This is a genomic window from Achromobacter sp. JD417 (assembly GCF_041879325.1).
Classification (GTDB): Bacteria; Pseudomonadota; Gammaproteobacteria; order Burkholderiales; family Burkholderiaceae_B; genus Achromobacter; species Achromobacter mucicolens.
Map to the genome: position 1 here is coordinate 2,890,536 of NZ_CP087159.1, position 11,962 is coordinate 2,902,497.

17 protein-coding genes are annotated in these 11,962 nt (G+C 66.5%); 9 read left to right on the forward strand and 8 right to left on the reverse strand.

The window, feature by feature from the left end; translation table 11 throughout:
• The first annotated feature begins 56 nt into the window (after nt 1–56).
• The gene (locus tag LN047_RS13320) at nt 57–272 is read left to right on the forward strand and encodes a hypothetical protein (RefSeq protein WP_373981981.1); all 216 of its coding nucleotides are present in this window, start codon (nt 57–59) and stop codon (nt 270–272) included.
• Between the two features lie 28 nt (nt 273–300).
• On the opposite strand, the gene LN047_RS13325 is transcribed toward LN047_RS13320, so the two are convergent.
• Both LN047_RS13325 and LN047_RS13330 read right to left on the reverse strand, forming a co-directional pair.
• On the reverse strand, nt 301–609 hold the full coding sequence (locus tag LN047_RS13325) for a DUF378 domain-containing protein (protein WP_373981982.1): 309 nt from the start codon (nt 607–609) through the stop codon (nt 301–303).
• A gap of 46 nt (nt 610–655) precedes the next feature.
• Nucleotides 656–922 carry a hypothetical protein gene (locus LN047_RS13330; protein ID WP_062839533.1) on the reverse strand — a complete coding sequence of 89 codons (267 nt, stop codon included), beginning with the start codon at nt 920–922 and terminating at the stop codon, nt 656–658.
• A 171-nt stretch (nt 923–1,093) separates the two neighbouring features.
• Here LN047_RS13330 and LN047_RS13335 point away from each other — a divergent pair, with 171 nt between their 5' ends.
• Together LN047_RS13335 and LN047_RS13340 are read left to right on the forward strand one after the other, a co-directional pair.
• Nucleotides 1,094–1,684, forward strand: coding sequence for a hypothetical protein (locus LN047_RS13335; protein ID WP_373981983.1), 591 nt, complete (start codon nt 1,094–1,096; stop codon nt 1,682–1,684).
• 31 nt (nt 1,685–1,715) lie between these two features.
• The gene (locus LN047_RS13340) at nt 1,716–2,336 is read left to right on the forward strand and encodes a DUF4142 domain-containing protein (protein WP_373981984.1); all 621 of its coding nucleotides are present in this window, start codon (nt 1,716–1,718) and stop codon (nt 2,334–2,336) included.
• 7 nt (nt 2,337–2,343) lie between these two features.
• Here LN047_RS13340 and LN047_RS13345 read toward each other — a convergent pair whose 3' ends face one another.
• From LN047_RS13345 to LN047_RS13355, 3 genes are all read right to left on the reverse strand, one after another.
• The gene (locus tag LN047_RS13345) at nt 2,344–3,234 is read right to left on the reverse strand and encodes an SDR family oxidoreductase (protein ID WP_373981985.1); all 891 of its coding nucleotides are present in this window, start codon (nt 3,232–3,234) and stop codon (nt 2,344–2,346) included.
• A gap of 83 nt (nt 3,235–3,317) precedes the next feature.
• On the reverse strand, nt 3,318–3,659 hold the full coding sequence (locus tag LN047_RS13350; protein WP_056317694.1) for a YqjD family protein: 342 nt from the start codon (nt 3,657–3,659) through the stop codon (nt 3,318–3,320).
• A gap of 74 nt (nt 3,660–3,733) precedes the next feature.
• The gene (locus LN047_RS13355) at nt 3,734–3,961 is read right to left on the reverse strand and encodes a four-helix bundle copper-binding protein (RefSeq protein ID WP_369818495.1); all 228 of its coding nucleotides are present in this window, start codon (nt 3,959–3,961) and stop codon (nt 3,734–3,736) included.
• Between the two features lie 220 nt (nt 3,962–4,181).
• Here LN047_RS13355 and LN047_RS13360 point away from each other — a divergent pair, with 220 nt between their 5' ends.
• The gene (locus tag LN047_RS13360; protein WP_226849307.1) at nt 4,182–4,463 is read left to right on the forward strand and encodes a hypothetical protein; all 282 of its coding nucleotides are present in this window, start codon (nt 4,182–4,184) and stop codon (nt 4,461–4,463) included.
• Here the strand turns inward: LN047_RS13360 and LN047_RS13365 are convergent, their stop codons facing one another.
• Nucleotides 4,464–5,516, reverse strand: a complete 1,053-nt coding sequence (locus tag LN047_RS13365; protein WP_373981986.1) for a DNA topoisomerase IB — start codon at nt 5,514–5,516, stop codon at nt 4,464–4,466.
• 182 nt (nt 5,517–5,698) lie between these two features.
• Between LN047_RS13365 and LN047_RS13370 the strand changes: the two genes are divergently transcribed.
• The 3 genes from LN047_RS13370 (at nt 5,699) to LN047_RS13380 (ending at nt 7,169) form a co-directional block, all read left to right on the forward strand.
• The gene (locus LN047_RS13370; RefSeq protein ID WP_167427925.1) at nt 5,699–5,863 is read left to right on the forward strand and encodes a hypothetical protein; all 165 of its coding nucleotides are present in this window, start codon (nt 5,699–5,701) and stop codon (nt 5,861–5,863) included.
• Between the two features lie 47 nt (nt 5,864–5,910).
• Nucleotides 5,911–6,063 carry a DUF3309 family protein gene (locus LN047_RS13375; protein WP_076520934.1) on the forward strand — a complete coding sequence of 51 codons (153 nt, stop codon included), beginning with the start codon at nt 5,911–5,913 and terminating at the stop codon, nt 6,061–6,063.
• A gap of 149 nt (nt 6,064–6,212) precedes the next feature.
• Nucleotides 6,213–7,169: a 2-hydroxyacid dehydrogenase gene (locus LN047_RS13380; protein ID WP_373981987.1), complete on the forward strand. Its 957-nt coding sequence runs from the start codon at nt 6,213–6,215 to the stop codon at nt 7,167–7,169.
• Nucleotides 7,170–7,247: 78 nt separating this feature from the next.
• Here the strand turns inward: LN047_RS13380 and LN047_RS13385 are convergent, their stop codons facing one another.
• Complete coding sequence (locus LN047_RS13385; protein WP_373981988.1) at nt 7,248–8,084, reverse strand: universal stress protein; 837 nt, start codon at nt 8,082–8,084, stop codon at nt 7,248–7,250.
• A gap of 115 nt (nt 8,085–8,199) precedes the next feature.
• On the reverse strand, nt 8,200–10,323 hold the full coding sequence (locus LN047_RS13390; protein ID WP_373981989.1) for an FUSC family protein: 2,124 nt from the start codon (nt 10,321–10,323) through the stop codon (nt 8,200–8,202).
• A gap of 258 nt (nt 10,324–10,581) precedes the next feature.
• Between LN047_RS13390 and LN047_RS13395 the strand changes: the two genes are divergently transcribed.
• Nucleotides 10,582–11,493, forward strand: a complete 912-nt coding sequence (locus tag LN047_RS13395) for an EAL domain-containing protein (protein ID WP_373981990.1) — start codon at nt 10,582–10,584, stop codon at nt 11,491–11,493.
• Between the two features lie 176 nt (nt 11,494–11,669).
• On the forward strand, nt 11,670–11,849 hold the full coding sequence (locus LN047_RS13400) for a hypothetical protein (RefSeq protein ID WP_056317712.1): 180 nt from the start codon (nt 11,670–11,672) through the stop codon (nt 11,847–11,849).
• Nucleotides 11,850–11,962 lie beyond the last annotated feature (113 nt).

The window sequence follows — 11,962 nt, forward strand, 5'->3', positions numbered from 1 at the left end:
ACTTGCGCAGGAGGGGCGAGGCCATTCGCGGATGGCGCGTATCAAGGAGATGATTCATGACGAACCCAGACGATCAGCAGCCCGCCAAGTCCAAGGCCAACACCCCCAAGGACGATACGGAGGCGGCGAACCAGAGCGGTCAGTTTGGCGCGGATAAGCCGACCGAGAACGATCAGCCTTACAAGCGGCATTCGGATAAAACGCCGAACCGCAAGGGGCCGGAGTTTGAAGAGGGCGGGCAGTATCCGGGCAAGCGGCCTGACGGCAATTAATGCGAAAGGCGGGCGAAACGGCTTGTTGTTAGCGGGCCGATTCGCCCAATTCGTCAGCCAGACGAAAGAGCATCACGACGCAATACAACGCCGCGAGGCCGATCACGCCGTAGACGGTGCGCGCCGCCGCCGTATGCGGAAAAATTTTCTCGATCACATCCAGATTGACGGCGGCGATCAAGCCGCTGTTCAAACCACCGGCCACGACGGCGATCAGCGCCATCCAATCCAGCACGGACAGGCACCGCCGCGCTTCGCCGCGGGCAGGCTCGGGCGCCGTCAGGCCCTCGTCGGGTTCGGACCCGGCAAGCAATTCCTCAGTACGGGATATTTCCATCGTCGTTCCTCAGGGAGTGCCGCGCCGGGGCCGGTTCGGGATGGCCTCAGCCACCGTTGCGGACCGGATCGGGCGCATCGTGCGAGAGGCCGGCTTCGTCCGCGTCGGTGACGCGGTCGGTCGCCACATCCGCGCCGTCGTCGTCCTGAAAGTCCGGCTCGACGCTCTCGCGTTCGCCCGTGGCCTGGGAGTCGCTATCGGTATGCCTGAGGTCGCGCGGCAGGTCGCTAGCCGAATCCGAAGAGTCGCTGGGACCCAGATCGGGACGGCCGCTTTCGTCAAGGTTGATATCGGTGTCGGGAATACGGGGCATGAGAATTCTCCGGATAAGGGCGCGCGCGGGATCGGAACAGGCGGTGCGCGCAGCAATGGGTGCGTGGCAGGCAGCAAGCGCCATGCCGACGTCGCTAGGGGCAGGGCGTTTCAGGAAGCGCAGGTATGGAAGTTGCTCCTTGGTTGAAAATTTTTTCCCCGGGAGATTGTCATGTCCTTGATTGTCGCTGCACGGTTCCAGACCTTCGACGAAGCCACGCTGGCCGCCCAGAAGTTGTTCGCCGAGGGCTATACCGAGGATGACATCCACACTTTTTACGTCAGCATCGCCGGCGAGCATGGGCGCTTCCCGCTGGGGGGCGATCGGATCGCGGACCCCGATGCCAAAGGCGGGCATTTTGGCGCGGTGGCCGGCGCGTCGTTGCTGGGGCTGGTTTTTGCGTTGGTGGCGGGGCTGATTGCCGCGCAACTGGCCGCCTCGATCTTCATCACGATTGCCGCCGCCGGGGTGGGCGCCTACATCGGTGCGTTGGCGGGCGCCATGTGGGTGATCGGCCGCAAGAAGCGGGTTCGCACCTCGCCCGGCGAGCCCGAGAAATCGCATCCGCCCGTGCGCCAGGCCGGCGTCATGCTGGCGCTGCACGTGGACTTTGGGCGCGAGCAGCAAGCCCGCCAGATCTTGCGGGCCGCAGGCGGCACCGACATCGAACGGGCCAATGGCCGATGGCAGGACGGCAAGTGGGAGGATTTTGATCCGCTGGATCCGCCGCGCCGGGTGGAAGCACCGACCACCGCCAATTGAGCCCCGCCCAGCCACGCACGGAGACAGGAACATGAAGCCCTTCACTAAAACGTCATTTGCCGCGCTTGCCGCTGCGGTTGTGCTCGCCGGCGCGGGCTCGCTATCGCACGCCGCGGAACTGGACGCCTCGGACGCCCGCTTCCTGCAGGCTGCCTCGGGTTCGGGCATTTTCGAAGTGCAGGCCGCCGAGCTGGCAGGCAAACGCGCCAAGGACGCACAGGTGCGCGCGTTTGCGGCCAAGATGCTTGAACAGCACACGGCGGTGAACAAGGAGATCCAAGTGTTGGCGGCCGCCAAGAACATCTCGCTGCCCGATCAGCCGGCCGAGCCCGATCGCGCGACGCTGCATGAATTGCGGGAAAAGACTGGCGCCGAGTTTGACCAGGTGTATATCAAGAAGGCTGCCGTGGACGCGCACGCGACAGCCAATCGCCTTTTCGAAACAGCCGCCAAGGAGTCGGAGGACGCGCAGGTGCGCGACTTTGCGACGCGCACCTTGCCGATGTTGAGCGATCACTACGCGATGAGTCGCGCGTTGGGTCGCGAGCCCGCCGTCAATGGCGATAAGATCCATCCGGCGCCCAAGGGCGAAGCGCCGCCGGTTTCCCCGGCGTCGCGCGCCGCGCCGGCGTCGGTGGTGCCGGAGAAGTGAGGATCGCTCAGTCGCCCGCGCTGCCCGTAATGGGCAGCACGATGCCCGTAATATAGCTCGAGCATTCGGGCGACGCCAGAAAGACGTAGGCGGGTGAGATTTCCTCGGGCTGAGCGGGGCGTCCCAGATCGGTCTTTTCACCAAATGACTTGATGTCTTCGGCGCTTCGGTCGGCCGGATTGAGCGGCGTCCAGACGGGACCGGGCGCGACCGCGTTCACACGAATACCCTTTTCGGCCAGGTTCGAGGCCAACGAACGGGTGAACGCGTGGATGGCGCCTTTGGTCGATGAGTAGTCCAGCAACTGGCCGCTGCCATTCAGACCCGTGACTGATCCCGTATTGATGATGGTGCTGCCGGGCTTCAAATGTTCCAGCGCGGCGCGCGCCATGTAGAAATAGGCGCTGATGTTGGTGCGCAGCGTCTTGTCCCATTTTTCATCGCTGATTTCCGGCAGCGTCTCGGTGTGTTGCTGGTAGGCGGCGTTGTTGACCAGGATGTCGAGCTTGCCGAAGTGCTTGACCACCTGCGCGACGGCCTCGTTGCAGAAGGCGGAATTCTGGACGTCGCCCGGGATCAGCAGGCACTGGCGGCCTTCGGCCTGCACGGCGCGGCAGGTCTCCCTGGCATCCTCGTGTTCATCGAGGTACATCACCGCGACGTCCGCGCCTTCGCGGGCAAACAGGACGGCAACGGCCCGGCCGATTCCGGAGTCGGCGCCAGTGATGATCGCAACTTTGTCTTGCAGCTTGCCGCTGCCTTTGTAGCCGGGCGCCTGATACTGGGGCTTGAGCACCATGTCGGCTTCAACGCCTGGCTGTTCGTCCAGGTGCTGCGCCGGCATGGGCGGGGTGGGGTGAGGGCGGTCGCCGGTCTGGGCGCTTTTGGGGGTGCTCATGTGTTCTCCCATTGGGCGGCGCGGGATGCGCCTTGCAATGGAAGTCGAGCAAACGCCGTGCCCGGCGACCGCGCGGGAACGGCCTACTGGCGGCCGACGATGACGCCCAGCAGAAAGGCCGCGCCCGCCACCAGCCCGACTGCCTGCCAGGGACGCGCGTGGATGTAGTCTTCGGTGCAGTCCAGGGTCTCGCGCATGAGGTCATGGGCGTTGTCGGACGCCTCGCGCAGGCTCTGGCGCGTGGCTTGCAGCTGGTCATTCAGGCGCGCCTTCAGGGCTTCAAGGTCCGTTGCCGAAGTGTCGCTGAGCGTGGCTTCCAGCTCGTCGATCCAGCTTTCCGGATGCCGCGAGCGCCTGTAGGCGCCACGATTGTCGGGGCCGTTCTCGGGGAAGTCGGAAGGCATGGGGGTATTCGTGGTGGCCATCGAAAGCTCCTGACTGTCGGGCGGAAAAATGCGCCGTTGCGGCCGGCCCGGGCGGCCGCGCGGCGGGGCGAGGCTTACGCCTCGACCATGTCTCGGCATGCCAGCGTGCAGGCGATGCAGGCGCCCGCGCAGATCTGGCAGTGCTCGGCGTCGTGCGTGGAACATTGCCGCGCACAGGCATCGCAGACCAGCGCGCACAACGTGCAGAGCGCCTGGGCGAATTCGCCGCCGCGGGCCAGCATGGCCGCGCACAAACGGCAGACCTCGGCGCAATCGGTGCACAAGGCGATGCTTGCGCGCATCTGCGCCGGATTCTGCCGCAGGCATGCGGCTGCGCATTGATCGCACGCTACCGCGCATTCATAGCAGGCTTGCACACATTGTTCGAAGTTTGGGTCTCGCATTGCATCTCCTTGTGAGCGGCCGCGGCCGCCCGGCCACACAGGCGCGGCTGGCGCGGCGGCACATCCGCTTGCAATTTGAAGGTCTTGACAGTTTTTCCTGCGGGCGAGGGGCCGTAGGATGAAGGTTCGCAACTGGCGGGAGAACACCGTGAAACCTTCGTCCACATCCAAAACCACCTCGCCGGCGCGCGCCGGCAAATCCGCGCAGGACAACGCTAAGATACTGCCGCCGAGCGGTCCCGTCGACGTGCCAAATCTACCGGATAAACCCGATGCCGATACGCCCGACGAGGCGGCGCGCGACAAGCGCGAGGTGGTCGACAACAAGACCGAATCGAATTGGGCAGACGGCTCCGCGCCGCAGCCCCGCGCCAAGAACGCGCGCTCCTCGATTCTCTGATCACGCATCGCCGGCGTCCTGCTCATGAAGAAAGGCGAGCAGGCGCCGCTCGTCGGCGCTGAGCCCGCGGGGGCCTGCTGGGGCGGCCGTGCGCGCGGGCAGCGTGCCGGTCAGGTAGGCCTCCATGATGGCTGGGTGCACGTAGCACGCGCGGCACACGGCGGGCGTATTCGCCAGCCGTTTTGACACGGCTTTGATCACATCCACCGCCTCCTGCTTGGCGCGGCGCTCGTCTTCGAATGGGCGCGCCTGCAGCGCGGCAAAGGCCATCACGGAGCCCGCCCAGGTGCGATAGTGCTTGGCGGTGTATTCGCCGCCGCCGGCGTGACGCAGGTAGGTATTGACCGCGCCCGAATCGACAGGGCGCTTGTCGCCATCGGCATCCAGATACTGAAACAGCTGCTGGCCCGGAATGTCCAGGCATTGCTTGATGATGCGCGCCACGCGCCGGTCCGTGACCGTGACGTCGTGGGCCACGCCGCTCTTGCCCTGGAATCTGAACCGGAAACGGCTGCCGGCCACGGTCGTGTGCCGGCGCTTGAGCGTTGTCAGGCCGTAGGACTTGTTGGCTCGCGCGTATTCGCGCCCGCCAACGCGGATCAGGGTGATCTCCAGCAGGCGGACCAGGGTCGCGACCACCTTGTCCTGCGTGAGGCCCGGTATCTTCATGTCGCGCTCGACCTGACGCCGGATGCGGGGCAGTGCGTGACCGAAGGACAGCAGATTCTTGTATTTGGTGGCGTCGCGCACCGCCGTCCAGCCGGGATGATAGCGATATTGCTTGCGGCCGCGCGCATCGCGCGCCGTGGCCTGAAGATGCCCGTCCGCCAGCGGGCAGATCCATACGTTTTCGTATGCGGGCGGGATGGCCAGGGCGTTGATGCGCTGGATCTGCGCCTCGTCGGTAATGCGCGCGCCTTTCTCGTCCAGATAGTGAAACGTATGGGCGTTGACCCGCACGCGGGTGTAGCCGGGCTGCGTGTCGTCCACATAGGTCAGCGATGCCTCTTCGACGGGCAACGGATCCGGGTCCTTTTGCGTGCGGGTGCTCATTCAATCTCCGGGTGCGCGCGGTAGCGCTGGGCTACAGCATGCCGCGTTCCCGGCGGCGGCGATCGCGGGCGCGGAAGGCTTTGGGCACGCCGCTTGCTGAATGCCTTGTCGGCAATCGCGCCGCCGGAATCGCCCGCGGACCGGCCGCGCTGCCCGCGAGAGAATTTTCAGAGGAGAGTGCAATGCAAACCGTCCTGCAACTACATGTGCCGCCGAAGCCGGATCCGATCCCGCCCGGCTCGCCGCCGGGGGACTTGCCGGTAGACCCGGATACCGATGAGCCGGACGTGGACCTGCCGCCGCTGTCCCCGCCCGTCAAGGAAATCGTGCCGCCGAAAGACGCCTGATCCTTCGCCCCTTCCACAACTCAAATCAATAAATCCAAGGAGTCATTATGTCGACCATCCTGCTGATCATCCTGATCCTGTTGCTCATCGGCGCTGTCCCCGCCTGGCCTCACAGCCGTAGCTGGGGTTACTACCCGAGCGGCCTCCTGGGCATCGTTGTGATCGTGCTCATCGTGCTGCTGTTGATGGGACGCATATAGCGCCATGACACGCTGATGGCCGCCGGACGCCAGCGCGTCTGGCGGGCCGCGAGCAGGGCCCGGGGCGGCCCTGCCGTTCTGGCGCGCGCGCCGCGTCGGGCGTAAGATCTGCGGGTTTCAGCAGCAACCCACCTAGATCCCGCAGCCCCATGAGCATCCCCTTACTCATCCTGATCGACAGCGTTCAGGACTATCTTCCCGTCATCGAATCCCAGGGCTTTCGCCCGATTCTCGCCACCACCGACCAGACCCGCGCGCAGGCCATCCAGGCGCATGGCGGGCAGATCCGCGCCGTCCTGACGCGTGGCGCCACTGGCCTGCGGGCCGACGAAATGGCCGCGCTGCCGAACCTGAGCATCGTCTGTTCGCTTGGTGTCGGCTATGAAAATATCGATCTCTTGGCGGCGCATGCGCGCGGCATTGTCGTGACGAACGGCCCGGGCGCCAATGCGGTTTCTGTCGCCGATCACGCAATGGCGCTGCTGCTGGGCGCGGCGCGCCGGCTGCCGCAGGCGGACGCCTGGGTCCGGCAGGGCCACTGGAGCGGCTTCATGGGGCCGCAGGTCAGCGGCAAGCGTCTGGGCATTTTGGGCCTGGGCACCATCGGCCTGGAAATCGCCCGCCGGGGCGCGAATGGGTTCGGCATGAGTGTCGGGTATTACAACCGCCGCGCCCGGCCGGAGTCGGGCTACACCTATTTCGACAACCCCCGCGCGCTGGCCGCGGAATCGGACTTTCTGGTGGTGGCCACCCCGGGCGGCGCCGGCACGCATCACCTGGTTGACGCCAGTGTGCTGGAGGCGCTGGGTCCGGATGGGTATCTGATCAATATCGCGCGGGGCAGCGTGGTCGATACCAACGCGCTGATCGCGGCGCTGGCCGAACGGCGCATCGCGGGCGCGGGCCTGGACGTGGTGGACGGCGAGCCGTTCATACCCGATGCGCTCAAGCAACTGGACAACGTGGTGCTGACGCCGCACAGCGCGGGCCGCTCGCCTGAAGCCGTGGCCGCCACGGTTGCGCTGTTCTTGGAAAACGCCACGGCGCATTTTGCGGGCAAGCCGGTGCTGACGCCGGTTCGCGACGTGCAGCCCGAGGCGGCCTGATACTGCTCCGCTCCGAAATGCACCGAAGCCGCGCCCGGTGAGGGGCACGGCTTCGTGTGGGCGGGCAGGGGATGCGCGTTAGTGCGAGAACATGATGGGCACGGTCATGCTTTTAAGGATGGAAGCGGTGGCGCCGCCCATGGCCCATTCCCGGAACTTGCTGTGGCCGTACGCGCCCATGACGATCAGGTCCGCGCTGTAGTCCGCAGCGGCATTCAGGATGGTGCTGCCCACGCCGACGCCCTTGATGTCGCGGCGCACGTGATCGGGCGCGGGGATGCCATGCGCGACGCAATAGGTGGCCAGGTCTTCGAAGGGGATGGATTCGACGTTGCGCGTGGCGGCCCCTTCGTCCATGGTCAGCACGACCACATGCGAGGCGCCCTGTAGCAGCGGCGCCGCATCGGCCAGCGCGCGGGCGGCTTCGCGGCTGCCGTCCCAGCACAAGAGGACCCGATCGCCGACCACCGGAAAATCACCGCTGGACGGCAGCACCATGACGGGGCGGCCGGCGGTCAGCAAGGTTTGTTCAACGAATTCGTTTTCGTGCGCGGCTTCGACGTCGTCGCGGTTTTGCTGGCTGACGATGATGAGGTCGCTGGCCCGGCCGTGCAGGGCAACGGTGGCGCTGGGCGAGGATTCGCCGGCCCGGACGACGGCCGGCACGTCGGCGGCCGCTGCCGCTTCCAGAAAGGCGTTTTGTACCTCACCCCGATTCTGTGCCTGCAAGTTCTTCATGATGTTCAGCGTGCGCGACATCATGACGGATTCGCCGTAGTAGTACTGCGGCGGCGCGGAGCTGGCGTAGACCCCCACCAGTTCGGCCTTGTGGCGCTTGGCCAGTCCCAGCGCCAGCGCGGTGCGGCGGGTGCAGTCAAACCCGTGGTCCAGGTGGACGGTAATGCGGCGGTACATGGTGGGCCTCCTTGGTTAAAAGCGTGCCACCGTATGGTTGCCGTTTCGCCCGCGGGCTCCATTGATGTGCGTCAAACCTGTCTGAGTTTGGCCTCGCCGGCGCAATGAGAGGCCGTTATTGCGGCGGTTCGTCGCGCTGCACGCGTTCGCGCAGTTGCCGGATCTGGCGCGCCTGCTGGGCGATGCGGTCCAGCGGGGCGGCGAGCGCCGGTTCGGCGTCGGCGATGACCGGCGGGACGCCGATGCGGCGTGCGTCTCCGGGTGGGGTGGGGCCTTCGGGGTGCAGCACGTGCGCAAGCCTGGCGCCGTAGTCGCGCAGCGCGGCGGCCGCCGCTGACGCCGGGGGCAGCGCTGGCTGGATTTCCAGCACCGTACCCGCCGCCGTGATGCGGCGCATGGCGTTGAGCAGATTCACGGCGGTGTCCACGTTGCGCTCGCGATGCACCGGATTCTGCTGAAGCCGCTGGAGAGAAGCCTCGGCATTGTCGGCCGACAGGCAGGCAAGCCTGCGCAGGCCGACGATGTCCTGCGAAGACGCGTCGCCGCTCTTTTCCTGCGTCAGGGCCAGCGCGTAGTCCGCGTGCCGCTGCAGCGCGCGCGTCAGGGCGCCGGCAAGCTGCCGCGGTTCCTTCTCGGGCCAGACCAGAAAGCCCACCAGCAGCGCCAGGATGCCGCCCAGCACGCTGTTGAAAGCGCGCAGCGCGGCCAGCATGGGCTCGTAGATCTCGGGCTGCTGGATGTGGCTGACCAGCACGAACTGCGAGGTGAGGAAAAAGGTGAACAGCGCGTAATGGATGGTGCGCGCGGCAAACGTGCCCAGCGCGATCGGCAGCACCGCCAGCGCCACCGACAGCGGCGTGCTGAGCAGCAGTCCCAGCAACGAGGCGCCGATGGCGCCCGCCACGCTGCCGATCACGCGCTCGACGGTGCGTTGCCACGTCGTCGCGAAATACGGCTGCAGGATGAAGACCAGCGTCAGCGACATCCAGTAGCCGTGGTTGACGGCAAAGGTCTTGGACAGGGCGACGGCAATGGTGGCGCCCACGCCGACGCGAAATGCATGGCGGAAGGCATCGGATTCGAACCGCAGGTTCTGGCGCAACGTTTGCCAGGCCTGGCGCGCGCCGCTTGCATCGCGGGCGCGTTGGGCGGGCGCGGCGGGCGTGGCGCCCTGGTCGAAAAGGCTGTGGGAGACCGCCTGAGCGGTGTGCAGCAGGCGGTCCAGCACCGGCACCACGGTGGCCAGGTCGGGCGCGTAGGCCATGGCGCCGCCGCGCAGATCGCGCAGCCCGGCGTTGTAGTGGGCCAGGCGCTCGCGCAGGCAATCGGCCTGCTTGGCATCGCTGACATCGGAGGTGCTGGCGATGGCGTTGCAGACGCTGGCGTAGCGGTGCAGGGCGTGCGACAGGTGGGCGCCGGCGCTGCGGCCCAGCCAGCGCGGCGCGTTCGATTCCAGCAGGTCGGCGGCCGCGACCAGTGCGATGAAACTGTCCTCGGCGCTGTCCAGCAGGTACATCAATTGATGCGCGCGGGCCCGGCGCGACGGCCGGGCATCGAGCACTTCGCGGATGCGGACGCGGGCAGCTTCCAGTGCGGCGCGCTGGGCGCTGCGCTGGGGCTTGACGACGGCGGTCCAGGCTTGTTGCCCCGCGGCGGGCGCCAGGCCCGAATACATGCGAGCCAGCGCGTCGGAAAAATCGGCCAGCCCCCGGTAGCAGTGCGCGACCGCATGGGTCGCGTCCTTCCAGGGGCGGCGGCGCCAGACGAGCGCCGTCATCAGGATGGCCCAGACCGCGCCCGCCAGGAAAAACAGCGTGTACCAGAGGCTTTCCATCAGCGTCGGCGCGGGCAGCTCGGCGGCAACGACGAAGCCGGCCGACAGCAGGGTGCCCACGATGGCGGCGGCCGGTCCCAGCACGCGGAGCAGCCCGCCGAACGTGCAGCAGACAAACGTAAGAGGCAACAGCAGCCAGAGGTGCGCCGCGCTGGCGCTGGCCAGCAGGCAGAACAGGGCGCCGATCAAGCCCAGCGCCAGCATCGATCCGGCGCGCTTGCGCAAGGGGCCGCCTGGGTCGCCGAAGCAGGCCCAGAACGCCGCGATGGCGGTCCAGCCCAACCGGGGTTCGTGCACCAGCACGGCAAGGATGACGGGGGCCGCGCTGATGGCGGCAGCTTGCAGGGCATCGAGCCACAGCACATTGCGCAGGGAAGCGCGCCAACGGGTAAGCAGACTAGTCACGCGGAGAGGGGAAATACAGCGGAAATGGAACGCGGGCCGGGCCCGAAGACGGCAACCCTACCATGTCGACAAGACACCGTCAGGCCCGTGTTGCAGCGCGCCCGCAATGCCGCGTGAAAAATGAATTTCCGCACCTTAACACCTCTGGTTACATGTGTGTGACTTTATGGCGGAGTGAGCGCAGAATGCCCGAATATCGTGTCCCGATCTGCGCCCGGACAGCGCAGGCGTCACGTCGGAGCGCATCTGGAGCAAGCCATGATCAACACTGAGCCTTGCCAAAATTCCGTGGTCAGCGATGCGGAAATTACCGCCATGATCACCAGCCGGGACGGGCTGCGCGTGCTCCTGCAGCCGCAAGTGGACCTGCTGACGGGCCGGATCGTATCGGCCGAAGCATTGGTCCGATGGCAGCATCCGCAACTGGGCATCGTGATGCCGTCGGACTTCATCCCGGCCGTGAACCGGCTTGGGCTGGACTGCATGCTGTTCGAGCGCGTCTGCGTGCGGGTCATCGATGCGCTCCAGACACTGCGCCGTTTGGGGTTGGCGGTGCCGCTGGCGATCAATGCGCCGGCCACCACGCTTTCCGAGACGCGCTGCATCGATTTCCTGCTGGATCGCGTGCGGTCCGCTGAGTTGCCACCCTCGCTGGTGCGCGTGGAATTGACCGAAGACCAACCCATCCATGATCTGGACGTGCTGCGCGCGTCGCTGCTCCGGCTGGAAGAGGCGGGTTGCGAAGTCAGCCTGGACGATTTCGGTACCGGCCATGCGTCGCTCAAGCTGCTGTCGGCGCTTCCGCTGTCGGAGGTGAAGATCGACCAGTATTTCGTGACGCGGATGCGCCGCAGCGCCGTGGCTTTTGAGGTGCTGCGCACCGCCGCGGAGCTGGCTACCCGCCTGGGCTGGCGCGTGGTGGCCGAAGGGGTGGAAAACGTCGCTGACATTCCCGCGCTGCGTGCGGCGGGATGCCGGTACGGGCAGGGCTTTTCGCTGGGCCGGCCCATGCCGCTGGACGAATTGATCTTGCGTCTGCGCACGCAACGCGACGGCGGCGAGCCGCTGGCCGCGCCCGCCGCTTATGCGTCGTCGTGGCTGGATGCGTTCGATGGTCCCAGCCAGGAAACCGAGTCCGCGCGCCCTGTCGTGCTACGCACGGTGGCGTAGTCGCCGCCTCACCTCGTCCTGCGCGAGCGTAGTTTTTACCGACCGGCGCGGGAATTGCCCAGCCCCGGCCCCGTCCCCTGAAAATGCCGCCCTGGACCCGCCCGCCGCGCCTGCGTTGGGCACGCCGGTTGCTCTGGTATCTGGGCGGAATATCTCCGCTTACTAGGAGACTTGTAATGGCCAACCAGAACCAACCCGACCAGCAGAAGCAACCGCAAAAGCAACAGTCCCAGGAAAATCCGCGGGACCGCAATCAGTCGCCGGGTCAACAGCCCGGGCAATCGGGTCAGCAAATGGAGAAAGACCGGAATCAACAAGGTCAGACTTCAGGCCAGCAGAACAGGACCCAGCGCTAAACGTGCTGGCTACGCCAGCCGCGTGACCAGCGCGTGGTTGTCTGCGTAGTGCCTGACGGCCCCGGCCGCGCCTCCTCCGTGGCGTATCCGGGGCCGAATTGCGTTTGAAAGGC

What these genes read in the sequence shown, in the direction of transcription:
- LN047_RS13320 (WP_373981981.1), top strand. Translation starts at nt 57, where the DNA reads ATGACGAACCCAGACGATCAGCAGCCCGCCAAGTCCAAGGCCAACACC.
- LN047_RS13325 (WP_373981982.1), bottom strand. Translation starts at nt 609, where the DNA reads ATGGAAATATCCCGTACTGAGGAATTGCTTGCCGGGTCCGAACCCGAC.
- LN047_RS13330 (WP_062839533.1), bottom strand. Translation starts at nt 922, where the DNA reads ATGCCCCGTATTCCCGACACCGATATCAACCTTGACGAAAGCGGCCGT.
- LN047_RS13335 (WP_373981983.1), top strand. Translation starts at nt 1,094, where the DNA reads ATGTCCTTGATTGTCGCTGCACGGTTCCAGACCTTCGACGAAGCCACG.
- LN047_RS13340 (WP_373981984.1), top strand. Translation starts at nt 1,716, where the DNA reads ATGAAGCCCTTCACTAAAACGTCATTTGCCGCGCTTGCCGCTGCGGTT.
- LN047_RS13345 (WP_373981985.1), bottom strand. Translation starts at nt 3,234, where the DNA reads ATGAGCACCCCCAAAAGCGCCCAGACCGGCGACCGCCCTCACCCCACC.
- LN047_RS13350 (WP_056317694.1), bottom strand. Translation starts at nt 3,659, where the DNA reads ATGGCCACCACGAATACCCCCATGCCTTCCGACTTCCCCGAGAACGGC.
- LN047_RS13355 (WP_369818495.1), bottom strand. Translation starts at nt 3,961, where the DNA reads ATGCGCGCAAGCATCGCCTTGTGCACCGATTGCGCCGAGGTCTGCCGT.
- LN047_RS13360 (WP_226849307.1), top strand. Translation starts at nt 4,182, where the DNA reads ATGAAGGTTCGCAACTGGCGGGAGAACACCGTGAAACCTTCGTCCACA.
- LN047_RS13365 (WP_373981986.1), bottom strand. Translation starts at nt 5,516, where the DNA reads ATGAGCACCCGCACGCAAAAGGACCCGGATCCGTTGCCCGTCGAAGAG.
- LN047_RS13370 (WP_167427925.1), top strand. Translation starts at nt 5,699, where the DNA reads ATGCAAACCGTCCTGCAACTACATGTGCCGCCGAAGCCGGATCCGATC.
- LN047_RS13375 (WP_076520934.1), top strand. Translation starts at nt 5,911, where the DNA reads ATGTCGACCATCCTGCTGATCATCCTGATCCTGTTGCTCATCGGCGCT.
- LN047_RS13380 (WP_373981987.1), top strand. Translation starts at nt 6,213, where the DNA reads ATGAGCATCCCCTTACTCATCCTGATCGACAGCGTTCAGGACTATCTT.
- LN047_RS13385 (WP_373981988.1), bottom strand. Translation starts at nt 8,084, where the DNA reads ATGTACCGCCGCATTACCGTCCACCTGGACCACGGGTTTGACTGCACC.
- LN047_RS13395 (WP_373981990.1), top strand. Translation starts at nt 10,582, where the DNA reads ATGATCAACACTGAGCCTTGCCAAAATTCCGTGGTCAGCGATGCGGAA.
- LN047_RS13400 (WP_056317712.1), top strand. Translation starts at nt 11,670, where the DNA reads ATGGCCAACCAGAACCAACCCGACCAGCAGAAGCAACCGCAAAAGCAA.